Below are 26102 nucleotides of genomic sequence, written 5' to 3' on the forward strand. Positions count from 1 at the left end.
AGAAGAGGCGCGGTCCGACGGATCGCCTGAGCTGTCACGCGCATTTGAGTGCCTTTCACTCGAGGGTTGGCATGACGACCTTGTGTCGAAAGCCAACAGAGACTGTTCGCACTCGCCGGACTTCGGCAACTCCGTGTAATCCAGATCACATTCGGCTGCTGGACTCGTGTCGTTCAAGCTGACGTCGTGGGGAGTCCCCATTCCGGTGCCGTGCTTGCCGCGGGTGCCCGGGTTCGTTGGGGTCGGTCTGACGTCGGCAGGTAGCGACGCCGGGGTCGAGGTGTGTCCGTGTGCCGCCGTCGGTTGGAATTGGATGACGACGAGGATTGCGCTCCGGAGCCAGGTCGAGGGCAAGGCGCCGACCAGACTCGATCTCGGCGATGGCAGGCGGGCGCGGGCTGGTCATCGGGGGCGGCGGGCTTCTCGGGGCGGCGGCGATCCCGCGAAGGCGTGCCGGTACTTTGGCGGTCTTCGCGGGAATCGCCGCGGGAGTCTGCCCTACGTCCTCGCAGGGCTGGTCATCGGCGTGTTGTCGTAGCCGCGGTCAGTTGGAGCGCTTGGTGCGGGCGCGGATGCGTTCGCGTTCCTTGGCGTCCAGGACGACCTTGCGCAGGCGCACGGCGGACGGGGTGACCTCGACGCACTCGTCCTCGCGGATGAACTCCAGGGCCTGTTCCAGGCTCAGCGGACGCGGGGGCGTCAGCGTCTCCGTCGTCTCGGCGGTGGACGAGCGGATGTTGGTCTTCTGCTTCTCCTTGCAGATGTTGACGTCCATGTCGTCGGCGCGGGAGTTCTCGCCGACGATCATGCCCTCGTAGACCTCGGTGCCCGGGCCGACGAAGAAGGTGCCGCGTTCCTGCAGGTTGATGAGGGCGTAGGCGGTGGCGGCGCCGGTGCGGTCGGCGACCAGCGAGCCGGTGGGGCGGGTGCGCAGCTCGCCGAACCACGGCTCGTAGCCCTCGAAGACGTGGTGGGCCATGCCGGTGCCGCGCGTCTCGGTGAGGAACTCGGTGCGGAAACCGATCAGGCCGCGCGCCGGGACCAGGAACTCCAGCCGGATCCAGCCGGTGCCGTGGTTGGTCATCTGCTCCATGCGGCCCTTGCGGACGGCCAGCAGCTGGGTGACGGCGCCCAGGTGCTCCTCGGGGATGTCGATGGTGAGCCGCTCGACGGGCTCGTGCTTCTTGCCGTCGATCTCTTTGGCGACGACCTGGGGCTTGCCGACGGTCAGCTCGTAGCCCTCGCGCCGCATGTTCTCCACCAGGATGGCCAGGGCCAGCTCGCCGCGGCCCTGCACCTCCCAGGCGTCGGGACGGTCGGTGGGCAGCACCCGGATGGACACGTTGCCGACCAGCTCGCGGTCCAGGCGGTCCTTGACGAGCCGGGCGGTGACCTTGGTGCCCTTCTCCCGGCCGGCCAGCGGTCCGGTGTTGGTGCCGATCGTCATGGAGATCGCGGGCTCGTCCACGGTGATCAGCGGCATCGGACGCGGGTCGTCCGGGTCGGCGATGGTCTCACCGATCATGATGTCGGGAATGCCGGCGATGGCGATGATGTCGCCGGGCCCGGCCTCGTCGGCGGGCTTGCGCTCCAGCGCCTCGGTCATCAGCAGCTCGCTGATGCGCACCCGCTCGACGCTGCCGTCGCGACGGCACCAGGCGACCTGCTGGCCCTTCTTGATGGTGCCGGCGTGCACCCGGCACAGCGCGATGCGGCCGAGGTAGCTGGAGGCGTCCAGGTTGGTGACGTGCGCCTGCAGCGGGGTGTCGGGGTCGTAGGACGGCGCCGGGACGGTGTCCTTGATCACCTGGAAGAGCGGCTCCAGGTCGGGCGAGCCGGGCAGCTCGCCGTTGCCGGGGGCCTCCAGGGACGCCCGGCCCGCGCGGCCGGAGGCGTAGACGATCGGGAACTCGATCTGGTCGTCGTCGGCGCCGAGGTCCATGAACAGCTCGTAGGTCTCGTCGACGACCTCGGAGATCCGGGCGTCCGGCCGGTCGGTCTTGTTGATCACCAGGATGACCGGCAGCCGGGCCTCCAGGGCCTTGCGCAGCACGAACCGGGTCTGCGGCAGCGGGCCCTCGCTGGCGTCGACCAGCAGCACCACCCCGTCGACCATGGACAGGCCGCGCTCGACCTCGCCGCCGAAGTCGGCGTGGCCGGGCGTGTCGATGATGTTGATGGTGAGCCCGCCGTGCCGGACGGCGGTGTTCTTGGCCAGGATCGTGATGCCCTTCTCCCGTTCCAGGGCGTCGGAGTCCATCACGCGCTCGTTGACGTCCTGGTTCGCGCGGAACGCCCCGGACTGCCACAGCATGGCGTCGACCAGCGTCGTCTTGCCGTGGTCGACGTGGGCGACGATCGCGACGTTCCGAAGGTCGTCGCGGGTGGAGATGGGCATGCGATTCTCGCTCTGGTGGAGGATCAGGGAGTCGCCGCGGAGCCGCGGCCGTCCCGATTCTACTTGCCGGTCCGTACCGCCCCAGCGAACCGCCCGCTGAATTCGTCCCATATGCCCCGGTTGCCGTGATTTACGGTTTCTTTGTACTCTCTCCGGACCCGGCCGTCCCGAGCCCGCCGGACCACTGCGCGGGCTGCGGCCGGACCGCCGAATCCCCCCACGGGGAGCCGGGGAACCACATCCCGGGGCGCCGCCGCCCCCGGGACTCGGGGTGAATCGACGCAGGTCGCACCGTCAGCAGTGACGCGCGCCCATGTCGTAGGGCGAACTCCCCGCCCGAACCCGTCAGCTAACCCGGTAGGCGGACGAGGAGAGGAGTGCACGCCCTTGCCCCCCGGTCACCGTTCACGGCGTGTCGCCGTGTCCACCATCACAGCGGCCGCCGCGGCCTCGGTCGCCCTGGGCTGGGCCGTCGCGCCCGCCGCCGCGACCGCCCCGGCCGCCGCGCCGCGCCTGGCCGATCCCGGCCGTCCCAGCGAGAGCGAGCTGCGTGAGCGGCTGGACGCGCTGAACACCGAGGCCGAGCGGCTCACCGAGCGGTACAACAAGACGCGCGTCGAGCTGGACAAGGCCCGGCGCGCCGAACGCGACGCCGCCCGGGCCGCCGCCGCTCTGCAGGACCAGGCCGCCCCCGCCCGCGCTGAGCTCGGCAAACTCGCCGCCGCCAACTACATCAGCGGCGGTCCGGACGCGCTGTTCTTCTCGACCGGCGACGCCAAGACCCTGTCCGCGTCGGCGTACCTGGTGCAGAACCAGACCGCCACGCTCGGACGCCTGCAGACGCAGATCAACCGGGCCAACCTGGCGCAGCGCGAGGCCGTCGCCAAGACGGCGCAGGTGCAGCGCGCCGCCGCGCAGGTGGAGACCGCCCGCAACGCCGCCAAGGCCAAGGTCGAGGAGGTCGAGAAGCAGCTCGACAAGCTCACCACGACCAAGGCCAAGGACCCCCGGACGGGCCTGTCCGCCACCATCAAGGGCTCCGGACTGCCCGCGAAGATGGCGCGCAAGGCCTACTCCAAGCTCGGCAGCCCGTACGTGTGGGCCGCGGCCGGCCCGAAGAGCTTCGACTGCTCGGGCCTGGTGGTGTGGGCGTACGCGCAGGTCGGCAAGAAGGGCCTGCCGCACTACACCGGCGCCCTCTACGAGCTGGGACGCAAGGTCGACCGCAGCGAACTGCGCTCGGGCGACCTGGTCTACTTCGGCGGCGACCTGCACCACATGGGGATCTACCTGAGCGACGGCAAGTACCTGCACGCCCCGCAGACCGGCGACGTCGTCAAGATCTCCAAGCTGTCGGACCGCTCCGACTACGCGGGCGCCAACCGCATCTCCTGACCCCGCCCGGACCGCGCCGGGCCGGTCAGGCCGTCCGGTCGGCCCGGGGCGGGTTCAGGCCGAGCCGTTCAGGTAGGGGCGGATCGCCTCGACGATCGGCAGGTCGCCGGGCAGCCACGCCACGTCGTACAGCTCGTCGGGGGCCAGCCAGCGCAGCGCCAGGTGCTCCAGCGGCTGCGGCCGGCCCTCGACCAGCTCCGCCGTCCACACCCGCAGGACGCTTCCCGCGCCGAGCGCGAGCGGCCAGTCGCCGCCGATCCGGTCACCGAGCGCGATCTTGACGCCCAGCTCCTCGTGGCACTCGCGGACCAGGGCGTCCCGGTCCGACTCGCCCGGGTCGACCTTGCCGCCGGGAAACTCCCAGCCCCCGGCCAGCTCCGGGGGCTCGCCGCGCTGGGCGGCCAGCAGCCGTCCGGCGGCGATGATCGCCGCGCCCACCACCACGTTGATCGTGACCAGCCCCTCTCTCAGGACGCGGCGCTGTCGACGGCGCCGCCCGTCCCCGGTCCCGGCGCGCCGGGCGAGGAGGCCGGGCCAGCGGCGCGGGCCGCCGCGACCGTGCGCGCGGCCTCCCGGACGATCTTCTCCAGGTGCCCGCCGTGCGCCCCGCGCCAGTAGACCTGGCCGCACTCGGTGCACCGACCGTACACGTCGTAACTGCGCCGCGTCCCGTCCGCCAGCTCGCGCGCGACCTCTTCTTTGCCAACCGGGACCAGCCGCCCGTTGCAGGCGGTGCAGCGCGTCCACGGCGACAGCGCCGGCGCGAACCGGTCGAGCAGGTCGCGCAGCTGGTCGTCGGGGCGGGCGCCGCGCACGTACGCGCCGAACCACAGGGCCCGGCGGCGCAGCAGGCCGCGGTCCTGGGTCAGCAGCACCCGCCGCTCCTCGTTGGCCTGCACGACCAGGGCCGGGTCGTCCATGTCGTTGTGGTAGGCGGTGTCCAGGCCGAGCAGCCGCATCCGCCGCGCCAGGGTGCCCAGGTGCACGTCCAGCAGGAACCGCGGCGCGTCCTGGCCGGGCTCCAGCGGCACCGGCTGGGGACGCGGCACCGACGCCACCTCCACCCGCTCGCCCGGCGACGGCTGGTGCGACGGTTCGACCCGCGCGCCGTCGGCTGTCAGCGCACCGACCTCGGGCAGCGGAACGCCGAGGGCCTCCACGATGTGCCCCAGCGTCGAGGTCCCGTCGCAGGCCACCGTCTGTTCCTCCCGCCTGCGCGCGGCGGGCAGGAACAGCAGCAGCTCGGGGTCGACGTGCATCCGGATCTCGGGTGTCTCTGGCTCCACGCGGCCAGCATGCCACGCGAACCCGCCGCCCCCACCTGATTAATCGGCGGCGATCACGTGACGGGCCGAGGCAGCCAGCGATTCCAGCAGGCCGGCGACGTCGTGGTGCAGCAGGCGCCCGTCCCGCTTCACCACCCGTCCCCCGACGATCACCGTGTCGACGCACCGGGTGTCGCCCGACAGCACCACCGCGGCGATCGGGTCGTTGCCCGCCATGGCCGTGCCGAGCAGGTCCGTGCGCAGCAGGACGATGTCGGCCTGCTTACCGGGACGCAGCGAGCCGGTGACGTCGGCGAGCCCCACCGCCTCGGCCCCCTCGATCGTGGCCGTGCGCAGCGCGTCGCGCGTGGTGAAGCCCATGCCCGCACCGCCGGGACGCGCGCGTTCCAGCAGGTAGGCCGCCCGCATCAGGCTGAACATGTCGCCCGGTCCGCTGGTGACCGTGTCGGCGCTGAGGGAGGTGGGGACGCCGGCGGCGCGGGCCCGCCCGGTCGGCGGGTAGCCCATGCCGAGCGCCGCCTCGCTCGTCGGCGCCACCGAGACCGTCCCGCCGCCGCCGGCGATGACCTTGAAGTGCTCGTCGGTGTAGTAGGTGCCGTGCACGTGCGTCGCGGGGTGGTCCAGCAGGGCGTTCTCCCGCAGGAACGCCAGGCCGCGCGCGGCGGCCTCCGTGTCGAGGCCGCCCATGTGCACGGTGACGGGCAGGTCGAGGTCGCGGGCCAGCCGCCACTCGTGCAGCGCCCTTTCGGCCCCGCCGAGATCCGGCCCCAGCGCGGCGATCGCCATGGTGAGCAGGCCGGGGCCGGAGTCGTCGAAGTGCTGGGTGCGGACGCGGCGGCCCTCGGCGGCCATCCCGTCGAAGCCGCCGTCGCCGCCGTAGCAGTAGCCGAACACCGCACGGATGCCGGACGCGCGCAACGCAGCGACGTTGGCGTCGGTGTGCTCGGGCGTGAACTGGATGTTCGACCAGTCGACGAGGGTGGTGATCCCCGCGTCCAGGCACTCCAGCGCCCCGGCGAGCACGCCCGTGTACACGTCCTCGGGCCGGTGGCGGGGCGCGTACCTGCCGAGGATCCGCTCCAGGTAGTCGCCCAGCGTGGCGTCGGGCAGGATCGCGCGGATCGCGGGCTGCCAGGTGTGCCGGTGACTGTCCACGAAACCCGGCAACACGATCATGCCGGTCGCGTCGATCACCTGGGCGTCCGCCGGCGCGGGCAGGCCCGGCCCGACGCCCGCCACCCGTCCGCCTTCCACCAGCACGTCCGCGGTCCCCACGACGGTGGGCTGCGGCTCGGTGTCGATCACCAGTCCGTTCCGGACCAAGAGGTTGTTCATGAAGAAAGCTTAGAAAGAAGCTTTTCAGAAAGCAATACACTGACGGGTATCCTCGACTCGTGGGAGCTGCCGACGATCGTGTGCGCGACGAGGTGGACGCCATGGCCGCCGCCTGGGAGCGCGACGGCCTGCCCCCGTCGGTGATCACGCTGACCATGCTCAGCAAGCGGGTGGCACGCCTGAACCAGATGTTCGAGCACGCCGCGCGCGCCGAGCTGGTCGAGATCGGTCTCACCTACGCCGAGTTCGACGTGCTGGCGGCCCTGCGCCGCGTGGGCGAGCCGTACCGGCTCCGCCCCAGTGAACTGGCCCGCTCCCTGTACCTCACCTCCGGCGGAACCAGCAACGTGCTGCAACGCCTCACCAAGGCCGGCTACGTGGAACGCGAACCCAACCCCGGTGACGCGCGCAGCCGCTGGGTTCAGCTCACCCCCGACGGCCTGGACATCGCCGAGACCGCCCTCAACGCCGTGATCCGCTCCCACGGGGAGGCCATGGCGGGCGTGCCGGAGGAGGCCCTCCACCGCGCCGCCGACGCCCTTCGCGAGATCACCGCCGTCGTCGGCCGCCGCCGGTACCGCTGAGGGGAAGGACGATGCGCGGGTGGCTCATCGGGCTCGCGATCACCGTGGCGGTCGTCGTCGCTTCGTGGGGCGTGCTCGTCCTGCTGGCCCGCCGCCTGCCGCCCGGCCTGCTCCGCGACCTGGTCGCGTTCCTGCCCGACTGCGTCACCGCGGCCCGCCGTCTGCGCCGCGACCCCCGCGTCCCGCGCCGCGCCAAGGCCGCCGTGGTGTTCGCCGCCCTGTGGGTGGCCAGCCCCATCGACCTGATCCCCGAGTTCCTGCCGGTCATCGGCCCGCTCGACGACATCGTCGTGGTCGCCCTGGCCCTGCGCTACGCCGCACGCCAGATCCCCCGTGAGGTCATTCTGGCCGCCTGGCCAGGCGAGACTCACCTTCTGGAACGCCTCCTGGGCCGCCCGGCACAGGCCACGTCCACCGAGCCGCCGCCTTCGGAGAACGCCCACCTCCCGGAATCGCGCCCCGACCAGCCCTCACCCTCCTGACACCGCCCAGGCCACTCCGACGCGATCACCCGACAAGCGGTCGCCGAACGCGATCCGGCGGGCCGGCCGGTGCCTGGCCTCCTGGACGTTGAGCTGGGTGCCGATCATGCGGCGGTAGCCGGCGTCGGCCAGGAACTGCAGCAGGTGCAGGGTCTGGTAGATGCGGCTGTAGTGGGCGAAGGCGTCGCCCAGGCCGGTGGGGCGGCCCTCGCACGACAGCATCCGGATCAGGCGTAGGCGCCCACCGTGCCATGGGGCGCCACCCGGCGCAGCAAGCCGACGGGATCAGCCTGGACGATCAGTCGACAGGGCCACCGGCGGACAACAGGCACGGCCAGCCAACCGGCCGGCCGGCGCGAGCAGCCGACCCGATCAGCGGCCACGGCCAGCGGACGCGACGAGCCAACCCGGTCGGCCGACGCGAGCAGCAGCGGGCACGGCCAGCAGACGCGACCAGCAATCCGGTCGGCCGGGGCGAGCAGCCGACCCGATCAGCGGGCACGGCCAGCAGACGTGACCAGCCAATCCGGTCGGCCGACGCGAGCAGCTGGCAGGGGCACTCGGCGCGGTCGGCCAACACGGTCGGCCCACTCGGGGCGGTCGGCGGGCTTGGTCAGCCGGCGGGGTTGCTGCCCAGCTGGGCGAGCTGCTTCTTCAGGTTGTCGGTGGCCAGGGGGCGGGTGGTGCCGACCCAGTCGCCGCGCTTGTACGGCTTGACGCCGATGTTGGGGACGCAGGTCGAGCAGCTCGCCACGATCATCTTGCCGTTGCCGATGACCATGCCGACGTGGCCGGGGTTGTTCGCGCTGGTGCCCGGGCCGGAGTTGAAGAACACCAGGTCGCCGGGCTGCTCCTTGCCCTTGGGGATCTTCACGCCGAACGGCCACTGCTCGAAGGTGGTGCGCGGGATCCGCAGGCCGACCGAGCGGTAGGCGCCCTGCAGCAGGCTGGAGCAGTCCCACGCGTCGGGACCGTTGGCGCCGAAGATGTACCGCTTGCCGCGCTGCGCCATCGCGAAGGCGATGATGCGCTGCACCAGGCCGTCGACGCCGGGGGGCAGCTGGTTGTCCTGGCACTCCACGCCGTTGGACTGCACGACCTTGAAGTCGCCGTCCGCGTAACGCTCCGCCCAGCTCAGGACGAGGTTCACGTAGTCCCAGGAGTGGTTGTACATGAAGATGGCGGTGCGCATGCGCTGCGGGGCGCCGTTGTGCTTGAGGTAGCGGGCCGCGGACGGGATGGCGTCGGCGGGATCGTAGCGGTCCTTCTTCTTGTCGCCGTTGCCGTCGACGCCGAACGCGCGGAACGTGGCGGCCAGGAACTGCATGGGGCCGCCCGCGCCCGCGTAGTTCTCCCCGCTGGACACGCCCGGCAGCCGGGACGTGCCGTGGTTGGTCTCGACCTTCCCGACCCCCGCCAGGACGTTCCACGGGATGCCGTAGTCCTCGCCCGCCTTCTTGTAGAGCGCCAGGTAGTCCGCGGGAATGGAGCGGGCGTCGGACGCCTCGGCGGGCTGGGCGCCGGCCCGGGAGGTGTCGACGCAGCCCGCGCCGCCCGCGCCGCCCCCGCCGAACAGGAACTGGGTCGACCCGAACAGCACCGGGACGACCATCAACGTCAGGAAGAGCATGCCGACCGCGCCGAACGCCGTGGCCAGCAGAACGGTACGACGGTTCATCCGGTGTCACCCGCCTGTCCCTCGTCGGCGGGCGCGACCGCGTAGACGCGCAGCGACGCCCCGTCGCGCGCCACGGTCACCGCCCACTGCCGGCTGTTGTCGCTCGTCTGCCCCCCGCGGGTGATCCGTTGCTTGCCGGTCACCAGGAAAATGATCGAGTTGTCTTCGATGTCGCGGATCCGGTCGAGCGTGGCGGTGCACTCGGCGGTCTCCTGGTGGCGGCGCCGCTCCTCCAGTTGCCCGGGGGAGCTCTCGCCGCGCACCAGCTCGGTCAGCAGGTCGTTGGTGACCAGCCCGGACAGCCGCCCGGCGTGCGTCTGCGGGTCGTCGTCGTACCGGTACGTCCCGTGCGCGGCGACGAACCGCTGTGCCACGTCGGCGGCCGTGGCGAACTCCCGCTGGGAGAACGGCAGCAGCCGGTAGATGTCGAAGGTTCCCGGCGTCACCGCCGAGGAGATCCCGGGCGGCGGGGACGCGGGCCCCGTCGGGCCGGTCGGGCCCGGCAGGGCCACCGACGACCGGCCGCCCGACCCCTTCTTCCCCTCGTCGTCGGGCGCGGCCACCGTCAGGTACACCCCGATCGCGGCCAGAAGCACCACCAGACCCGCGAAAAGAAACCTGCGCTGACGGTCGGACAGGTTCATCTACTCGTCCCGCTGCCGCTCGCGTTCCACCGGACGAAGCCAGAACGGCATGGGCGGGCCCTCCTCACCGCCGCGGCGCCCCCACAGCGGCGGAGGCTGCGGCCTGCCGCCGCCTCCCGACCCGTTGCCGGAGCCGCCGGAACCCGAGCCACCGGAGCCCCCCGACCCGCCGCCCGAACGGCCGGAGCCGCCGCCCGACGAGGCGCCGCCGCCGGACGAGCCCGAACGCGGCCTGGGCACACCGGCCGCGGCGTCACGCGGCCGACGCGAGACGCCCGACCCGCCGCCCGAACCGGAACCACCGGAGCCCGAGCCGCCGCCCGCCCGGACGCGGCTGCCACCGCCCGACGCTCCCCCGGACGAACGTCCGCCGCCCGAGGCTCCGCCGTTGGAACGGCCGCCACCGGCGAACCAGCCGCCACCGGACGACCCGCCACCGCCGGACGAAGCCGTGCCGCCCGAGGACGCCCCGTCACCGGCCGCGACGGCGCCGCCCCGGCCCGCCCACGAGGTGGGGCGTCCCGTCCCCGTCCCGGCGCCCGACGACGCGCCACCGCCACCGCCACCGCCACCGCCACCGCCGGAGCCTTCACCGCCGGCGGCCCGCGCGGTGACCGCGCGGTCGGACAGCCCGCCGCGCGTCGGCAGGTTGAGCGGCGGGGCGCCGCGCCGTGACCGTCCGGTCGCCGCCGCGTTGCGCGGCTTGGCCGCCAGCACCGGCGCCGCGTCCGGGGAGGAGCCCTCTCCGGCCCCCGCCGCAGCGCCGGCCGCGCCGCGCCGTTCGGTCGCCGCGCCGGTGCCGACGGACGCGTCCGACAGCCCCGCCGCGTCGGCCCCGGCCTCGTTCTTGCCAAGGCGGCCCAGCCGGTACCCGGCCGCGCCCGGCACCACCGCGGTCGCCACCGACGTGGTGCTCTTGCGCGCCTCCATCACCGACTTGTCGAGCTGCGCCTCGCTCTTCTCCCGCGCCCCCACGGCCGAGTAGCCGACCGCGGAGAACAGGTGCTGGAACGGCTTGCGGTAGACGAACGCCGCGAACGTGACCAGCGCGATGAGCAGGATCTGCAGGCCCCACGGGAGCGTCTCGCCGAGGATCAGCCCGTACGCCCACAGCAGCAGCGACAGCACGCCGATCAGTGCGGCCTGCTTGAGCAGCATCGACAGCAGCAGCTCCAGCCAGCGCACCGCGATCACCCGGCCGATGCCCGGATGGATGCCGATGCCCAGGAAGATCGGCCCGGCCACCAGCAGCAGCAGGAACGCGATCTTCACCACGATCAACGCGATCGCGATGACCAGGATGAGCAGCCCCGCCACCAGCGCGGCGAACAGCCCGCCGAACGCCACCGCGAGCCGGCTCTCCCAGTTCTTGCCCTGGAACAGCGGGTAGACGTCGGCGTGCTCCTCCTTGATGTTCTTGGCCACGTCCTTGTAGCTGTCGTTCTTCTTGGCCAGGTCGATCCGCTGCCCGCCGTAGGTCTCGGGCATGTCGACCGCCTGCGCCCACAGCAGCTTGTCGGCGTTGTCCTTGACGATCTTGGCGTTGGGGTCGGTCGTGCCGAACTCGCCCATCAGCCACGGCTTGCACACCAGCGCGACCCACAGCCCGTTGGCGTTGCGGGTGGTGGCGTCCACGTTCGCCGAGGTCGCCGGGTCCGGCTTGCCGTCCGGCCGCGGGATGCAGGTGCCGCCGCGGGTGTCGCTCTGCGGCAGCGCCGCGTTGAACGCGGCGCTGGTCGCCTCCGACACCTTGGTGCCGAGCGTGGTGAAGTCCGCCGGCCGGGCGATCAGCCAGATCAGCGCCACCATGGCCGCGACCATCCAGATCACGCCCTCGGTGACCTTGCTGGCGCGCTTGCGGACCAGCCCCCACCAGGCCAGCCACATCGCGCCCAGGATCACCACCCAGGACCAGTAGCGGGCGTTGAACGTCGTGCCGATGTCGCTGATGACGCCGTCGACGGTGTTCTTCAGCCAGCCCAGCAGCGAGTCGGACGCGGCGGCCTGGTACACGGTGATCGTGGTGCGGTCGATGACGCGCACCAGCGTGAACGTGGTGTTGGCCAGCGCGTTGCCCATCATGGCCATCGCGTCGGAGCAGCCCATGTCGACCGCGTACCAGAACTGGCCGGCCATCCCGTACCGGTCGTAGGAGGTCATCTGGTCGACCGGGGTCTCGCGCAGCTTCTGGTCGGGGTAGCCGGGCGGCTTGATCATTCCGTCGAGGCCCGACCCGTACCGCTCGGGAGGCGGGTAGTCGGCCGGACGGCAGGCGTCGCCCGGGCTTGGCAGCGGGATCGACGCGCCCGCGGGCGCCACCGGGCTGAGCAGGAACACCGCCAGCAGCGCCAGCAGCACCGCCGACCGGCGCCGCGCCGGACGCATGCGACGGCGCCGCCGCGCCCCCAGACCGGCCGGGTCGAGCCCTTCGGCCGGAGAGCGCTGCACGCGCACGCGCGTCGGCCGCCCGACCGTCCGCCGCGCCGGTCGCCCGGCCACACGATTCAGCACGCCACGACAAACGGCACCCCGCTCCACCGCGCGTCCCCCACCCCGGCCAACGACGGTCACACGGCCACCGGGCACACCGCGCCCGGCACTTCGAACGGCGGCCACGCCTTCGCCGGGCACACCACGCCCATCATCGCGACCAGCGGATACGCCGCTATCGCGCACACCGCGTGCGACACCGCGGGCGGTGCCGCCCGCCGCGGCGCGCGCGGGGCGGGCCATCGCGCGGACGCGGCGTGCCGCGGCCGCCAACCGGGGACCCCTCATCGACCGACCTCCTCGATCTCCGCCCCCGCCGCGGTGAGCTCCGACTCCGGACGCGACCGGGTCGGGTTGGTGTCCAGCCAGCGCAGCAGCTCCTCGGAGATCAGGTCGACCCCGATGCGGCCCGCCCGCCCGTCCAGGTCACGGAAGATGCACTCGCCGTTGCCCAGGTTGCGCAGCACGGCCTTGTGCTCGTCGGAGTTCTCCACCCCCAGCAGCGACATCACGTTCCCGACCTCCACCCGTTCGGAGGAACGGAACGAGAACACCGACGACAAGCAGTTGGTCACCTGTTCGTTCAAGAGGTCTCCGGCGTTCTGCGACACCAGGATCAGGGCCGTGTTGCGGGACCGGCCCATCCGCGACACCTCGGGGATGAGCTTGGCGCCCTCGGGAGTGGAGGTGATGGCCCACGCCTCGTCCAGGAAGATCGCCTTGGGCAGCCGCCGGTCCAGGCCGTGCATCAGCCGCCGCGCGAACTGCGACACCAGGTACATCAGCGCCACCGACAGACGCTGCTCGTAGGAGTAGTCGTCCCGCGAGATCGCCATGTCGGGCAGGGTCAGGCCGCTCAGCGTGAACACCGTCGTCCAGCCCTCGGTGTCGATGCGCTCCCCGCCGGACGGGTCGAAGCACAGCCGCGCGAGCCGCATCTCCGACATCGACCGCAGCACCGCGCCCAGGTTCTTGGACGCCGGGTCGTCGGCCTGCTCCAGGAAGTCGACGACCTTGCCGAGCGAGGGCCGTTCGGCGTTGGCGACCGCGCCCACCGCCTGGATCATGGCCGACTCGCGTTCCTCGGACATGCGCGGCAGCAGCAGCCGCAGCGTCTCGGTCGCCATGGTCTTCTTGGCCGCCAGGTCGTCGCCGAACGAGAACGGGTCCAGCAGGCCGGGCGCCGCCGACCCCAGCGGCAGGATCCGCGCCTTGCGGCCGCGCGCGCGCAGCAGCTGCACCAGCGACTCGGCGTCGCCCTTCGGGTCGATCGCCGCGATCGTCACCCCGCGCAGCGCCATCTGGTAGAGCAGCAGCAGTGCCAGCGTGGTCTTGCCGCCGCCCGGCTCCCCCGTGATCGCGACCGCGGTGGGACGGTTGCGGGACGCGGCGACCAGCGGGTCGAAGTGCACGATGGACCGTGCCCGGCCCAGCGTCTCGCCGATGTACGGGCCGACCCAGCCCTCGCCGTTGTCGTCGGGACGGTCGCCGAGGTCGACGGTCGCGGTGGGCATGCCGCCCGCGATGGTGCGCAGCGGCTGGCGCTGCGCGTAGGCGTTCAGCCTGATCCGGTCGCCCGGCAGCGACTCGCAGAACAGCGAGAACTGGTCGCCGGTGGAGTTCACCACGTCGATGCCGATGTCGCGGTAGTGCTCGACGACCGCGTCGACCCGTTGCGCCAGCAGCTCCTCCGTCGGCGCCGACACGATCAGCCGGTGCCACCCGTACACGAACGGCAGCCGCTCCTTGGTGATGCCGTGCTCCAGCATCCGCGCCGCGTCGATCTGCTCGGCCAGCGCGATCGGCGCCTCGGCGCCCGCCTCCCGGATGTGCTGGTCCATGTCGCGGGCGTGCGCCAGCTTGCGGGAGACGTCCTTGGACGCCTTGGCCGGCGGGATCAGCTTCATCCGCGAGCTGATCTCCACGGGGAACGGCAAGGCGTCGGCGTAGTGCAGCCACGGCTCGCCGTCGGGGAACGGCATCATGTCCGGGAACCGCGCGAACGACAGGTACGCCACGTACGACTGCGCGGTGGCGCCCGACCCCACCCCGCCCACGTTGGGCTGCTCCACCCGCAGGTACGAACGGCCGTTGTGGATGGCGCCCTCGACCAGCGCCTCGATCTCCCCCTTGCCCCAGGTGCGGCGCGGCACCGCCGACGGCGGCGGGTCGGCCAGCGACGCGGTCACCGCGTGCTGGAACAGCCACGCCACCTCCGTCGAGGTGGCGTGCCTGGCGTACAGCGCCGACGACGACAGCGCCCGGCCGATCCGCTCGGCCTGCTCGGTCCAGCGGGCGATCTCCTTGCCGTCGATCGCGTCGTCGTCGATGCCCAGCGCCTGCTCGCTGCGCTTGTAGAAACCCAGCAGCTGCGCCAGCACCCCGCCCGACAGGTGCGCGCCCATGCCGCGCGGGCCGAGCCGCACGCCCAGGTAGACCTCCTTGGTCCAGAAGTCCTTGGCCCAGACGTGCGCGTAGGTCTCCTCCAGGTACTCCCGCCAGCCGGACCCGCCGTCGGACGTGCGGTCGAGCGCCAGCGCCCAGTCCGCCGCCGGGTACGTGCGGTGCGCGATGCGCAGGTGGATCTCGGCGTCCTGCATCCGGATCCCGGCCAGCGCGATGGTGATGTTGGTGGCCAGCGCCTCGCGCTCCTCGGCGGTGGTGAACTCGTACGACACCGTCGGCAGCCGGAAGTACGCCCACGCCGCGCTGTCGGTGAGCAGCACCCGGTCGTCGAAGTACCGTACCGCCAGCCGGCTCGCCCGAGCCTTCGATGCCCTGCTCATCGGGTGGCCTCCTGCTCCTGCTGCTGCGGCTCCTGGTAACGCTCGGGTACGAGGGTGAACCCGCCGGCGACCACACCGGCGAGGGCGAGGTAGGCACGCCGCGTCGGCGCCCGCAACGACCTCAGCTCGTTGCGGGGCGCGCGGTCCATGCTGAGGTGATCGTCCCACGGGATGCGCACGAGCGCCCGGCAGCGCCCGCGGGCGACCGACTCGGCCTGCTCGACGTCGTCCATGCTGCGGCGGCTCACCCCGTTGATCACCGTCACGGCGCGGGAGCGCAGCTCGGAGTAGCCGTGCCCGTCGAGCCACTCGAACGTCATCGCCACCGCGCGCGGCGCGTCGGCGCTGGCGGGCGCCACCAGCACCAGCTGGTCGGCGTACGGCAGCACGCGCGCCACCACCGCGGCGGCCGCGTCCAGCAGCGTCACCGAGTAGAACTTGTCGATCGTGCGGATCGCCAGGGCGTAGTCGCGGTCGTCCAGCGCCTGCAGCGGGTTCTTGCCCGCCGCGATCACGTCCAGCCCGGACCTGGCCTGCGAGGTGTACCGGCGCATCGCGGTGAGGCTGGTGACCTGGTCGGCGCGGGTGATGAGCCCGGTGAGCGTCTCGTTGGTCTCGCTGCGGGTGCGGCGCGCCAGCGCGCCCGGCCCCGGATTGATGTCGATCGCCACCACCGGCTCGCCGTTGTGCTGGGCGAACGTGTGGCCGAGCATCAGCGCGGTGACGGTCTGCCCGGCGCCGCCGGTGCAGCCGAGCACCACGATGTGCCGGGTGCCCTGGAACGGCTGCTGCAGCCGCTGCTCGTACTCGGCGTCGGCCTCGCCGTGCCCGCCGCCGACCGCCTGGAGCAGCCGCCGCAGCCCGCCCGGGGACGCGTGCTGCTGGTCGGGGTCGGGGGGCGTGATGGCGGGCCCCTGCGCGGGCGGCTCCGGCGGAGGCGGCACCGGCCGCGGTCTGGGGCGCGGCGGCGCGGGCGGCGGCCCCGGCCGTATGGGCGACGCGGGCCCCGACCGCACCTCGCGAGGCGGCTCGTCCGCCTCCGCTTCCGCGTGCACCTCGGCCTGGTCCTCTGCCTGTTCCTCCGCCTGTTCCTCTGCCCGCGGCGCCGGTTGCGGCGCCGGCTCGGCGTCCTCACGCCGTGGCGCCGGCACCGACGGCCACACCCGCGCGTCAGTGGTGGCCGGACGCAACGGCTTGGGCGCCTGCTCCGCCGGGGGCCGCTCGACGCCCTCGTCGTCCTCGACCGGCCGCGGGTCCTGCTCGGCGTGCCGCTGGGGCTGCTCCCGGGGCTCCGGGGGTTCGGGCGGTTCGGGCCGCCCTCCGCCGCCGAAGGCCCCCGGCACCATCGGGATGTCGGGCCTGGTCTCCTTGGGAGCGGCGGTGCCGTCCCCCTGTGGCGGCCGCACCGGGATGTCCGGCCGCGTCACCGGCGCGGGAGGCGTGACACGCGGAATGTCGGGCCGCGTCGCGGCGGGCGCGGGGGCGTCCTGCCGCGGGATGTCGGGACGGGTCTCCTGCGGCGCCTGTGCGGGCGGCTGCTCCTGCCCGCCGGACTCCGCCGCCTGCCAGAACTCCGCCGATCCCCCGGGACGCCGCACGCCGGAGGCGAAGGCGCGTTTGCCGGACCCGGCCGCCGGGGCCTCCTCCGAGGGGGACGCCTCGAGTCTCGGCGTGGCCGGCGGCCGGTCGAGCTCGCCGGGCCGGTCTTCGGCGTCCGCCGGTTCGGCGGGCGCCACCCACATGTCGTCCTCGTGCGCGATGTCACGGGACTTGCGACGCCACGGCTTGTACTTTCTCGTCGTCAGCGACTCCGGGCCGGCGACGCGCACATCGTTCTCGGTGCCGACCACATAGGCCCTGCGCGACGTCGACGCCGGGCCCTGCTCCTCAGCGCCCTGCCGCGGCCCCGCGTCCTCTGCGCGCGGCGCACTCTCTTCCCGCGCGGCACCGCGGCTGGCGCCCACCTCAGAACCATGGCCCCGGTCGCGCGCCTGCGCCAACGCCTCACCAGAGGACCGCTCGCCGCCACCTGCCGCGCGAGCGCGGCCGGGCGCGTCGGCTTCGGGCTCCTGGACGGGCGACGCCTCAGAGGCCCCCGCCCACCGCGACGAGGCGCGACCTGCATCCTCGGCGGGAGCGGCAGTTTCAGGCGAACGCCCGCCTCCGTCTGCGGCGCGAGTGCGGGCGGGTGTGTCGGCCTCGTTGGGGGTCGCGTTGGAGGGGGGCTGTGCCCAGGGGGTCGTCGTGTCGTTGGCGGGGGCTTCGGTGTGAGGCAGTGGCTGGTCTGCGCCCGTCGCACGAGGACGGGGGGCGGGCGCTTCGGGCCACGGCGATGTGCGTGGGGCTGTGTTATCGGCGGTTGTGCGGGCTCGGGGTGCGGCCGTGTCCGCGGAGGTTGGGCGCGCCCACGGTGGGGTGTGGCGGTGAGGTGTGGCGGAGAGTTCGCCCGAGTGGACGTGGCCGTCTTCGGTGGGGCGTGTCGCGGCCAGGGCGGGCCGGGGGCCGTTGGCGGTGGCCTGGCGTTGGGCGGAGTACTCGGCCAGGGGTTGGGGGGCCGAGGCCACGGCGGGGCTGGGAGCCAGGACGGGGACGGGGGCCTCCTCCACCGCCGGCTGGGCGCGGCGGGACTTGCGGCGGGACTTGATGGCGACGCGTTCGGGGGCGGCGGCCGGGGCGGGGGCGTCGGCGCGGCGCCAGACGCGGGCCACGACGACGACCTCGCGCGGTTCGCGGATCGGGGTCAGTCGGCACCAGGTGCGCGGCTCGGCCAGGAAGCGCGACTGCGACAGCAGCAGCTCGGTCAGCCGCTTGCCCTCGATGACCGGGCGGGTGGCCAGCCAGGTCAGCACGCCCGGCGGAACGATGTAGAGCACGTGCCACGGGGACGCGAAGGGGACGCCGACGAATCTCAGCAACACGATCCACGGCACGAACACGCCGGCGAACACGCCGATCTGGACGAGCGGCAGAGGCATCGGCAGCCGCAGGTCGTACAGCTTGTACAGCCGCTTCTCGATGCGCCATATGTTCGTGTACGTGGGTAGATCCACGCCCCAACTCCCCTAACTGTGCAAGCACAGTGCCGCCTGCGGCCCGCGCGGGGCCGTTCCGACCTCCCTCGGTAACCGCGGTCCCCCGCTCAGGTCAAGTCGACCCCGAGGGCCTTGGCGATCGCTCTGGCCGTGGTCTCGATGATGTTCGGCACGTAGAAGACCACCCCGATTCCGATGGCCAGGACGATGAATTGCACGAAACGGGTGATCTCCCGGGTGAACAAGAAAAAGATCGCGACAATGCCCACGATGACGAGGAACAACGGGCCGAATATCTGGCGTAGCCAGTCCGCGAGCTGGTCGGTCCGCAGTTCGTCGTTCGGCGCCGCGACGACGTCAAGCGGAATCGACGCCATGATGTGCTGCAGCATCGACTGACTAACCTCCTGGTCGGGGGGTCCGGCGCGAGGTCGGGCCCCGGTGTGGTCTCACGTCGTGGCCTCTCATGATCCGCTCGGTGGGGTGGCGCCGCGGATGTCTCGCACGTACCAGGTCGACCCCTTCTTGATCATTACGAGTTCGTAGGTCTGCTCCAGCTCGCCGCCGGCGCCGGCGGGACCGGTGCCGGGCAGCTGCCAGGCGACGGTGGCGGTGACCGTCCGCTCGCCCGCCGGCCCGCGCGGCGCGATGATCTCGCGGACCTGGTAGAAGGTCACCGTGTCGGCGAGCCCACCGATGGTGGCGCCGTCGGAGAAGCGCGACAGCGTCGCCTGGTTGCTGCTCGCGTACGCCGGGAAGAAGGTGCCGAGGATGGGCTGCAGCTCGGACTCCAGCGCGCCGTCGCGTTCGCGCACGCCCTGCTGCGGGAGCGCGGCCTTGCCGGGGGGCGGCAGCAGCGCGGGACGGCCGGAGACGACCAGCGACGAGGCGTTGGCGGCGTAGACGGGCACGGCCAGCCGCAGCCACTTGTCCTGGCTGCGCGCGAGCACGGTGACGACGCCGTTGTGGTCGTCCTTGGCGTCCACGCCGGCGACGTTGACCGACTGGACCTGCAGCCGCCCGACGCCGTTCCAGCCGAACTGCCCGTCGGAGCCGTCGGGGAGGAACGCGCGCAGCTGCTCCTCGCGGGCCGGCGCGTTCTTCTGGTCGTAGTTGAGGTAGACGTTGGCGAACTGCAGCGCGAAAGCGCCCGCCGCGCTGCTGGGGAACCGGGCGCCCTTGCCGGGACGGGGCGCGCCGGACGTCCCGGTCTCCTCGGCGGTGAAGCGTTCGAACGGGGCGCGCACGCCGTTGACGACGATGACGATGATGAGCGCCCACAGGACCGCGCGGCCGACCCAGACCCACCAGCGGCCGCCGGAGCCGCCCCAGCGGCCTCCCCGCGGGCCGGAGCCGCCGCCGGAGCGCTTCCGGCGGCCGTCGCGCTCCGGCGCGTCCCACGGATCGACGGCCTGGCCGAGCGCGGCGCCTGCCGGCGCCGTCTCCTCGACCACGGCGGTCTCACGGCCGTTTCCCACGGCCGACCTGCGAGCCATCCTGCCTCCGCTCGCGCCTCGCCCCCGGTCGGCGCGGTCGTTGCCTGTGCCTGGTCCTGCTCTGGTCCTGTCCTGGTGCGGCCCCGCCCGCCCGAGGGGCGGACGACACGGTTTCTGGACCCCACTACGGGCCCAGGGTAACCACGAGCGTCAATTGTTCCAGCGCATCGCGACGAAGCACAGCCCCGGCACGCGGTTGTGGATAATGCAATCCACCTCAGTCGGAACGGGGAAGATTGCCAAACGGTGACGATCCCCTATCCATGGCGCCGAACGGCGCGCCGCACCCCCTTCGGGACGAGCGCCCCGGCACGGCAGGGTGCTTACCTACCAGGTCAGGCAATACTTCGGCACACCATTCCCAGAAAACCGACACTGTGGTATGAAAACGGACAAAACACCACGGTCGGCGATAGGCGGCCACCGCCACGCGGGCAAGGGCGCTCAACCCGCCGGGCCACACTCCCGGCCGCGGAGCGCCGAAGCGGTCCACCCGGCGGTGGGGCTGCAGGTTGCGGTGCAACTGCCGGAGTGCGTCCGGCCGTCAGACGTTGAAGCGGAACTCGACCACGTCGCCGTCCTGCATGACGTAGTCCTTGCCCTCCATGCGGACCTTCCCGGCGTTGCGGGCGGCGACCATGGAGCCCTCGGCGACCAGGTCGTCGTAGGAGACGATCTCGGCCTTGATGAAACCGCGCTGGAAGTCGGTGTGGATGACCCCGGCCGCCTCGGGCGCGGTGGCGCCCTTGCGGATCGTCCAGGCGCGGGCCTCCTTGGGGCCGGCGGTCAGGTAGGTCTGCAGGCCGAGGGTGTCGAAGCCGATGCGCACCAGCTGCGACAGGCCGGACTCCTCCTGGCCCATGCCCTGCAGCAGCTCCAGCGCCTCGTCGTCGGGCAGCTCGATCAGCTCGGCCTCGATCTTGGCGTCCAGGAAGATCGCCTCGGCCGGGGCGACCAGCTCGCTCAGCCGGGCGCGCAGGCCCTCGTCGCCGAGCTCCTCCTCGTCGAGGTTGAACACGTACAGGAAGGGCTTGGCGGTCAGCAGGTGCAGCTCGCGCAGCAGCACCAGGTCGATCCCGGCCGCGGCGGCGCCCGCGAACAGCGTGACGCCCTCGTTCAGCACCTTCTGCGCGGCGGTGACCGCGTCGACGACCGCGAGCTTGTCCTTGTCCTTGCTGGTGCGCGCCTCCTTCTCCAGGCGCGGCAGGGCCCGCTCGATCGTCTGCAGGTCGGCCAGGACGAGCTCGGTGTTGATCGTCTCGATGTCGCGGGAGGGCGCCACCTCGCCGTCCACGTGGGTGACGTCCGGGTCCTCGAACACCCGGATGATCTGGCAGATCGCGTTGGTCTCGCGGATGTTGGCCAGGAACTTGTTGCCCAGGCCCTGCCCCTCGGAGGCGCCCTTGACGAGCCCGGCGATGTCCACGAACTCCATGGTCGCCGGGACGGTCCGCTGCGAGCCGAACATCTCCGCCAGCCGGGTCAGCCGGGGGTCGGGCACCCCGACCACGCCGACGTTGGGCTCGATGGTCGCGAACGGGTAGTTGGCGGCCAGCGCCTCGTTCTTGGTCAGCGCGTTGAACAGGGTGGACTTGCCGACGTTGGGCAGCCCGACGATTCCGATGGAAAGGCTCACGACCCTCAAGTTTATGGGCCCGGGCACGTCGGCCGGACGCCGGACGGGCGGCCGGCGGATGAACGGCTCAGGCGCCCGCGGCCCGCAGGAACTCGGCGATGTGCCGGAAGGCCGCCCTGCCCTCGGGCACGAACTCGGCGAACACCGGGAAGACGTGCGTCAGACCGTCCCATTCCTGGTAGACGGCGTGCACCCCGGCCGCGCGCGCCCGTTCGGCCACGTCGCGGGCGTCGTCGCGCAGGATCTCCGAGCCGCTGGCCATGAACATCAGCGGCGGCAGGCCCGACAGGTCGCCGCGCCGCGGGGAGAACACAGGATCGTCGTCGTCCTTGTCGCGGCAGTACAGGCGGCCCAGCCAGGCGAGCTTGTCCGCCGGCAGGAGGTGGTCGGTACGGCGGTTGAGACGGTGCGAGTCGGCTTCGCAGTACAGGTCGACCCACGGGGACAGGCAGACCGCGGCGGCGGGCAGGGCCGTGCCCCGCTTCTTCAGCGTCAGCAGTAGCGCGAGGGTCAGGTGCCCCCCGGCGGAGTCGCCCGCGACGACGACGTCCTGCGGCCTGTACCCGCGGCACAGCAGGAAGTCGTAGGCGGTGAGCGCGTCCTCCAGGGCGTCGGCGGGGGTGTGGCGGGGCGCCAGCCGGTAGTCGAGCGCGAGCACGGGGCGTCCCGTAGCGGCCGACAGGCGCCAGTTGAACGGGCGGTACAGGCGGGGGCTGCCGAAGAAGTACGCGCCGCCGTGCAGGTAGAGGACGACGCGGCGTTCGTCGGGCGTACCGGCGCGCACCCACTCTGCCGTGCACGCCCCCAAGTCCTGCGGTGCGGTGGACACGCCGGGCGGGACGGCCTGGAGACGTCCGAGGACGTCGGTGGCGCGCTGTATGCGGGTCATGCCCGCCTCGGAGTCGGGCGCGCACTGCCAGGCCGTCTTCATCACGGCGCGGATGACCTGGTTGGCGATGCGGGCGCGCAGGGTGGGCGGGCCGCCCGGTTCCATCGCCAGCGTCCGGGCGACTCTGCGCTGCGCCGCCGTGGCCGCGACGAGACGTAGCGGCCGTGGGCTGGTGCTGGTCGTCATCCTGTCGGTCTCCTCTGTGGCGGCCCCACCGGCGCCACCGGACGCTACCGTGCCCGCTTCACTCGTGTAAGTAGTCGCTGAGGTCATTTGTCCGGGGCGGCGTCGTCTCGGCGCGTCGCTCCGGCGGCGCCGGGCCGCGCTGTCACGATGAACGGATGGATCTCGCGCTGTTCGCCGGCCTGCTGCTGGGGGCCGCCCTCGGCGTGGTGGTCGGTTTCGCGCTCGCCACCGGCCGCCAGGCCGGTCTCATCGCCCGGGCCAGGGCCGCCGAGGAGAAGCTGGCCTACGCCGAGGAGCGGATGGCCGAGCACTTCGAGAACCTGTCCGCGCGTGCGCTCGACGCCAGCAACGAACGCTTCCTGGAGCTGGCCGACGCGCGGCTGAAGGCGGCGGGGGCGGAGGCCGCGGGCGAGCTGGAACGCCGCAAGCAGGCGGTGGAGCACCTGGTGGCCCCCCTGCGCGAGACGCTGGCCAAGGTGGAGGAGCAGCTGCGCGAGGTCGAGACGGGCCGCCGCGAGTCGCACGCGATGCTGGCCAAACAGGTCGACTTCGTCCGGCAGAGCTCCGAGCAGCTGCGCAACGAGACCCGGACGCTGGTGCGGGCGCTGCAACGTCCCGAGGCACGGGGACGGTGGGGCGAGCTGCAACTGCGCCGTGTGGTGGAGCTCGCCGGGATGACGCACCACTGCGACTTCGACGAGCAGGCCGCCGCGTCCACGGTGGACGGGACGGTGCGTCCCGACATGGTGGTACGGCTCGTGGGCGGCAAGAACATCGTCGTTGACTCCAAGGTGTCCCTGGCCGCGTACCTGGAGGCGGCCGCCGTGGACGACCCCGCCGTGGAGCGCGCGCGCTTGGACGCGCATGCGCGGCACCTGCGGGACCACGTGGACCGGCTCGCCGCCAAGTCGTACTGGCAGGCGTTCAGTCCCGCCCCCGAGTTCGTCGTGCTGTTCATCCCGGGCGAGGCGTTCCTCGCACCGGCGCTGGACCGCGACCCCGGCCTGCTGGAGTACGCGATGCGCCGCCGGGTGCACATCGCCACGCCGACCACCCTCATCACGATGCTGCGGACCGCCTCGTACGCCTGGCAGCAGGCGGCCCTGTCGCGCAACGCCCGCGCGGTGTTCGAACTCGGCAAGGAGCTGTACGAGCGCCTCGGCACGATGGGCCAGCACGTGGACGAGCTTGGCCGCTCGCTGACGAACGCCGTCAGGTCCTACAACCGCACGGTGGGTTCGCTGGAGACGCGGGTACTGGTCAGCGCGCGGCGCCTGAACGAGCTGGGGGTGGTGGAGGCGACGCTGGACGGTCCCGAACCGGTGCAGGAGAGCCCCCGCGCCCTGTCGGCCGCCGAGTTCCGCGGCGCCGGCGAGAACACCGCGGGCGAGAGCGGCACCGGCGACGAGCACGGCGGTGCGGCCGGTGGTGATCCAGGCGGAGACGGGCGTTCCCGGCCGGGACAGGCGACCGAACCGGTAGGTTTCGGCGGACGGGCCATCCCTGATCAGATTGATCGGCGAAAGAGGTGGCAATGAGTTCATCGACGGTACGCGACGCGTCGGGGGACGCCTCGCCTGCCTCGGGGAGGGCTGTGCGACGTGGGAGCCGACGCGGGCGCGGCGCCGCCGCACGCTCCCGCGCGGGCGGTGCGGGCGGTTCGGGCGGCTCGCCGGTCGCGTTGACCGGGCGCGGCGGCATTGTGGTGATCTTCGCCGCCGGGCTGGTGGGCGCGTTGCTGTCGCGGTGGCTGGACTGGCAGGTGCTGGCGGGCGCCGGGTTCGTCGCCGGATGCGTGCTGGCGGCCCTGACCACTCGTCCCGCCGACCTGCTGACGCTGGTGGTCAGTCCGCCGCTGGTGTTCCTGGCGGTGACCGTTCTGGCCGAGTTCCTGACCACCCTCGGGCAGGGGTCGCTGCTGCGCGGGGTGACGGTGGGACTGCTGACGGCCCTGGCCGGCACGGCGCCCTGGCTGTTCCTGGGGACGCTGCTGGTGCTGCTGCTCTCGCTGCCGCGCGGGCTGCCGGCCAACGTCCGGGAGCTGCGCGCCAAGCTGGCCCGCACGCGGCTGTTCGAGGAGGAGGAGAACGAGAACCCGGTCCGGTGGGAGGAGTCACCGGACTCCCCCCGCGACCGTCGTCGCCTCCACCACGGCGAGGTCGACTGAACAGCGCCCCCGGCGAAGCCCGGCGGGCCGTCGGGCGGCGGACCGTCAGGCGGAGCGCAGGTCCTTGCGCAGCTCGTGCGGCAGGGCGAAGCGCATGCTCTCCTGGACGGACTCGATCTCCTCGACGTCGCCGTAGCCGCGTTCGGCCAGCCAGGCCAGCACTCCCTGCACCAGCTCCTCGGGGACGGAGGCGCCGCTGGTGACGCCGACGGTGGTGACGCCCTCCAGCCAGGCCGGGTCGATCTGCTCGGGGTAGTCGACCAGGTGGGCGTCGTCGGCGCCGTGCTCCTTGGCGACCTCCACCAGCCGCATGGAGTTGGACGAGTTCGTGGAGCCGACCACGATGACCAGCTCGGCGCGGGCCGACATCTCCTTGACGGCGGTCTGGCGGTTCTGGGTGGCGTAGCAGATGTCGTCGGACGGCGGGTCCATGAGCTTGGGGAACCGCTCGCGCAGCCTGTCGACGGTGGCGATGGTCTCGTCCACCGACAGCGTGGTCTGCGACAGCCAGGCGACCTTCTCGGGGTCGCGGACCTTGACGTTGGCGACGTCGTCCGGGCCGTCCACCAGGTGGATGTGGTCGGGCGCCTCGCCGGTGGTGCCGATGACCTCCTCGTGGCCCTCGTGCCCGATCAGGAGGATGTCGTAGTCCTCCTTGGCGAACCGGACCGCCTCCTTGTGCACCTTGGTGACCAGCGGGCAGGTGGCGTCGATGGTGCGCAGGTTGCGGCCGCGCGCCTCGTCGTGCACGACGGGGGCGACGCCGTGGGCGGAGAAGACCACGATGGCGCCCTCGGGCACCTCCTCGGTCTCGTCCACGAAGATCGCGCCGCGTTCCTCCAGCGTCTTGACGACGTGCACGTTGTGGACGATCTGCTTGCGCACGTAGATGGGCGGCCCGTACTTGTCGAGGGCGATCTCGACCGTCTGCACGGCGCGGTCCACACCCGCGCAGTAACCGCGTGGTTTGGCGAGCAGAACCTTGCGCTGGCTGGTGGAGGTCATGGCCCTATCGTACGGGCCGCACCACTGCTCCCGTACGGCCGTCGGCGTCATGCCGCCGGGCCGCCCCGGCGCGGAAAGCTCTGGTGAAGCCCGCTCGCTGTGACCCACTCCACGCGCTTGTTGGACGGAAATCCATTAACCCGGGGTGACCGGTCTCGCACCGATACGGCAGAGTGAAAGGTGACGAACGGTGCAGTAGCCGACCGACCAAGCCAAGGATCCCGACAGCAGGGAGTGGATGACGATGACGAGATCGCCGCGCCGCCTCAAGGAGCGGGTCCGCGACACCGTCGGCGAGCAGGTTCGCGACCTCCCGCTGCACGCCGTCCGTCTGGCCATGTTCGGCGTGGGCCGGGCGCTGCTGCTGAGCGACCGGCTGACCAGGGACTACAAGGAGCTGACCGAGGGCGGCGGGGTCCGTCCCGTGCTGGGCCGGCTGGGCTCGGACGTCCGGCACACCGCCGAGAAGGTCGTCGGCCAGGTGGTGGAGCGCGTGCGCGGCGGCGAGGCCGAGTCCGCGCCGTCCCCGGCGCCCGCCCGAAGCCGGGTAGCCGAGCCGCCCGCCGGGCCCGGGCCGGCGGCGCGGCCGAAGCCGGCGCCGAAGCCGGCGGCC

General features: G+C 72.6%; 20 protein-coding genes, 1 pseudogene and 1 riboswitch. Of the genes and pseudogenes, 6 read left to right on the forward strand and 15 right to left on the reverse strand.

Annotated features, from left to right (window positions below; all coding sequences use genetic code 11):
* Positions 1 to 544: 544 nt before the first annotated feature.
* Entirely contained in the window at positions 545 to 2398 is a 1854-nt protein-coding gene (gene typA, locus ABD811_RS23135; protein WP_344951367.1) for a translational GTPase TypA, read from the reverse strand.
* A gap of 195 nt (positions 2399 to 2593) precedes the next feature.
* Positions 2594 to 2778: riboswitch (cyclic di-AMP (ydaO/yuaA leader) on the forward strand.
* 40 nt (positions 2779 to 2818) lie between these two features.
* Between typA and ABD811_RS23140 the strand changes: the two genes are divergently transcribed.
* The gene (locus ABD811_RS23140) at positions 2819 to 3793 is read left to right on the forward strand and encodes a C40 family peptidase (RefSeq protein WP_344951369.1); all 975 of its coding nucleotides are present in this window, start codon (positions 2819 to 2821) and stop codon (positions 3791 to 3793) included.
* A gap of 54 nt (positions 3794 to 3847) precedes the next feature.
* Here ABD811_RS23140 and ABD811_RS23145 read toward each other — a convergent pair whose 3' ends face one another.
* The 3 genes from ABD811_RS23145 to ABD811_RS23155 form a co-directional block, all read right to left on the reverse strand.
* Positions 3848 to 4231: a (deoxy)nucleoside triphosphate pyrophosphohydrolase gene (locus ABD811_RS23145; protein WP_344951411.1), complete on the reverse strand. Its 384-nt coding sequence runs from the start codon at positions 4229 to 4231 to the stop codon at positions 3848 to 3850.
* A 29-nt stretch (positions 4232 to 4260) separates the two neighbouring features.
* Positions 4261 to 5052, reverse strand: a complete 792-nt coding sequence (locus ABD811_RS23150; RefSeq protein ID WP_344951414.1) for a Mut7-C RNAse domain-containing protein — start codon at positions 5050 to 5052, stop codon at positions 4261 to 4263.
* 66 nt (positions 5053 to 5118) lie between these two features.
* Entirely contained in the window at positions 5119 to 6414 is a 1296-nt protein-coding gene (locus tag ABD811_RS23155) for an amidohydrolase family protein (protein ID WP_344951372.1), read from the reverse strand.
* A gap of 59 nt (positions 6415 to 6473) precedes the next feature.
* Between ABD811_RS23155 and ABD811_RS23160 the strand changes: the two genes are divergently transcribed.
* Positions 6474 to 6998, forward strand: a complete 525-nt coding sequence (locus ABD811_RS23160) for a MarR family winged helix-turn-helix transcriptional regulator (protein WP_344951375.1) — start codon at positions 6474 to 6476, stop codon at positions 6996 to 6998.
* Between the two features lie 11 nt (positions 6999 to 7009).
* A complete protein-coding gene (locus ABD811_RS23165; protein ID WP_425549449.1) occupies positions 7010 to 7480 on the forward strand; it encodes a YkvA family protein in 471 nt (156 codons plus the stop codon).
* Here ABD811_RS23165 and ABD811_RS23170 read toward each other — a convergent pair.
* From ABD811_RS23170 to ABD811_RS23215, 10 genes are all read right to left on the reverse strand, one after another.
* Entirely contained in the window at positions 7469 to 7702 is a 234-nt protein-coding gene (locus ABD811_RS23170; RefSeq protein ID WP_344951378.1) for a Tn3 family transposase, read from the reverse strand. The genes ABD811_RS23165 and ABD811_RS23170 overlap by 12 nt on opposite strands.
* A 391-nt stretch (positions 7703 to 8093) precedes the next feature.
* Positions 8094 to 9158, reverse strand: a complete 1065-nt coding sequence (locus ABD811_RS23175) for a C40 family peptidase (RefSeq protein WP_344951380.1) — start codon at positions 9156 to 9158, stop codon at positions 8094 to 8096.
* Positions 9155 to 9802 carry a hypothetical protein gene (locus ABD811_RS23180; RefSeq protein WP_344951382.1) on the reverse strand — a complete coding sequence of 216 codons (648 nt, stop codon included), beginning with the start codon at positions 9800 to 9802 and terminating at the stop codon, positions 9155 to 9157. The genes ABD811_RS23175 and ABD811_RS23180 overlap by 4 nt, the downstream gene beginning before the upstream one ends.
* Positions 9803 to 12250 carry a type IV secretion system protein gene (locus ABD811_RS23185; protein WP_344951384.1) on the reverse strand — a complete coding sequence of 816 codons (2448 nt, stop codon included), beginning with the start codon at positions 12248 to 12250 and terminating at the stop codon, positions 9803 to 9805. It lies immediately after the preceding gene.
* Between the two features lie 326 nt (positions 12251 to 12576).
* The gene (locus ABD811_RS23190; protein WP_344951387.1) at positions 12577 to 15078 is read right to left on the reverse strand and encodes an ATP-binding protein; all 2502 of its coding nucleotides are present in this window, start codon (positions 15076 to 15078) and stop codon (positions 12577 to 12579) included.
* Entirely contained in the window at positions 15075 to 18128 is a 3054-nt protein-coding gene (locus tag ABD811_RS23195) for a TcpE family conjugal transfer membrane protein (RefSeq protein WP_344951390.1), read from the reverse strand. The genes ABD811_RS23190 and ABD811_RS23195 overlap by 4 nt, the downstream gene beginning before the upstream one ends.
* An 89-nt stretch (positions 18129 to 18217) precedes the next feature.
* On the reverse strand, positions 18218 to 18502 hold the full coding sequence (locus ABD811_RS23200) for a hypothetical protein (RefSeq protein WP_425549450.1): 285 nt from the start codon (positions 18500 to 18502) through the stop codon (positions 18218 to 18220).
* A 72-nt stretch (positions 18503 to 18574) separates the two neighbouring features.
* Positions 18575 to 19606, reverse strand: coding sequence for a conjugal transfer protein (locus tag ABD811_RS23205; protein WP_344951393.1), 1032 nt, complete (start codon positions 19604 to 19606; stop codon positions 18575 to 18577).
* A gap of 544 nt (positions 19607 to 20150) precedes the next feature.
* Positions 20151 to 21242, reverse strand: a complete 1092-nt coding sequence (ychF, locus tag ABD811_RS23210; RefSeq protein WP_344951396.1) for a redox-regulated ATPase YchF — start codon at positions 21240 to 21242, stop codon at positions 20151 to 20153.
* Positions 21243 to 21309: 67 nt separating this feature from the next.
* A complete protein-coding gene (locus tag ABD811_RS23215; protein WP_344951399.1) occupies positions 21310 to 22317 on the reverse strand; it encodes an alpha/beta hydrolase in 1008 nt (335 codons plus the stop codon).
* Positions 22318 to 22472: 155 nt separating this feature from the next.
* Here ABD811_RS23215 and ABD811_RS23220 point away from each other — a divergent pair, with 155 nt between their 5' ends.
* The gene (locus ABD811_RS23220) at positions 22473 to 23855 is read left to right on the forward strand and encodes a DNA recombination protein RmuC (protein ID WP_344951402.1); all 1383 of its coding nucleotides are present in this window, start codon (positions 22473 to 22475) and stop codon (positions 23853 to 23855) included.
* Between the two features lie 56 nt (positions 23856 to 23911).
* Positions 23912 to 24484 carry a DUF6542 domain-containing protein gene (locus tag ABD811_RS23225; protein ID WP_344951405.1) on the forward strand — a complete coding sequence of 191 codons (573 nt, stop codon included), beginning with the start codon at positions 23912 to 23914 and terminating at the stop codon, positions 24482 to 24484.
* A gap of 45 nt (positions 24485 to 24529) precedes the next feature.
* On the opposite strand, the gene ABD811_RS23230 is transcribed toward ABD811_RS23225, so the two are convergent.
* On the reverse strand, positions 24530 to 25489 hold the full coding sequence (locus tag ABD811_RS23230) for a 4-hydroxy-3-methylbut-2-enyl diphosphate reductase (RefSeq protein ID WP_344951408.1): 960 nt from the start codon (positions 25487 to 25489) through the stop codon (positions 24530 to 24532).
* Positions 25490 to 25733: 244 nt separating this feature from the next.
* Between ABD811_RS23230 and ABD811_RS23235 the strand changes: the two are divergent.
* Positions 25734 to 26102 (forward strand): annotated as a pseudogene (locus tag ABD811_RS23235) (hypothetical protein); the annotation flags it as partial.

Origin of the sequence: Actinomadura miaoliensis, from assembly GCF_039536785.1 — a bacterium.
Lineage (GTDB): Bacteria > Actinomycetota > Actinomycetes > Streptosporangiales > Streptosporangiaceae > Spirillospora > Spirillospora miaoliensis.

Bases quoted from the DNA above. Each gene is read 5' to 3' on its own strand.
- ABD811_RS23205 (WP_344951393.1), bottom strand. From the start codon at position 19,606: ATGGCTCGCAGGTCGGCCGTGGGAAACGGCCGTGAGACCGCCGTGGTC.
- typA (WP_344951367.1), bottom strand. From the start codon at position 2,398: ATGCCCATCTCCACCCGCGACGACCTTCGGAACGTCGCGATCGTCGCC.
- ABD811_RS23170 (WP_344951378.1), bottom strand. From the start codon at position 7,702: ATGCTGTCGTGCGAGGGCCGCCCCACCGGCCTGGGCGACGCCTTCGCC.
- ABD811_RS23180 (WP_344951382.1), bottom strand. From the start codon at position 9,802: ATGAACCTGTCCGACCGTCAGCGCAGGTTTCTTTTCGCGGGTCTGGTG.
- ABD811_RS23190 (WP_344951387.1), bottom strand. From the start codon at position 15,078: ATGAGCAGGGCATCGAAGGCTCGGGCGAGCCGGCTGGCGGTACGGTAC.
- ABD811_RS23230 (WP_344951408.1), bottom strand. From the start codon at position 25,489: ATGACCTCCACCAGCCAGCGCAAGGTTCTGCTCGCCAAACCACGCGGT.
- ABD811_RS23215 (WP_344951399.1), bottom strand. From the start codon at position 22,317: ATGACGACCAGCACCAGCCCACGGCCGCTACGTCTCGTCGCGGCCACG.
- ABD811_RS23150 (WP_344951414.1), bottom strand. From the start codon at position 5,052: ATGCACGTCGACCCCGAGCTGCTGCTGTTCCTGCCCGCCGCGCGCAGG.
- ABD811_RS23155 (WP_344951372.1), bottom strand. From the start codon at position 6,414: ATGAACAACCTCTTGGTCCGGAACGGACTGGTGATCGACACCGAGCCG.
- ABD811_RS23165 (WP_425549449.1), top strand. From the start codon at position 7,010: ATGCGCGGGTGGCTCATCGGGCTCGCGATCACCGTGGCGGTCGTCGTC.
- ABD811_RS23220 (WP_344951402.1), top strand. From the start codon at position 22,473: ATGGATCTCGCGCTGTTCGCCGGCCTGCTGCTGGGGGCCGCCCTCGGC.
- ABD811_RS23200 (WP_425549450.1), bottom strand. From the start codon at position 18,502: ATGCTGCAGCACATCATGGCGTCGATTCCGCTTGACGTCGTCGCGGCG.
- ABD811_RS23175 (WP_344951380.1), bottom strand. From the start codon at position 9,158: ATGAACCGTCGTACCGTTCTGCTGGCCACGGCGTTCGGCGCGGTCGGC.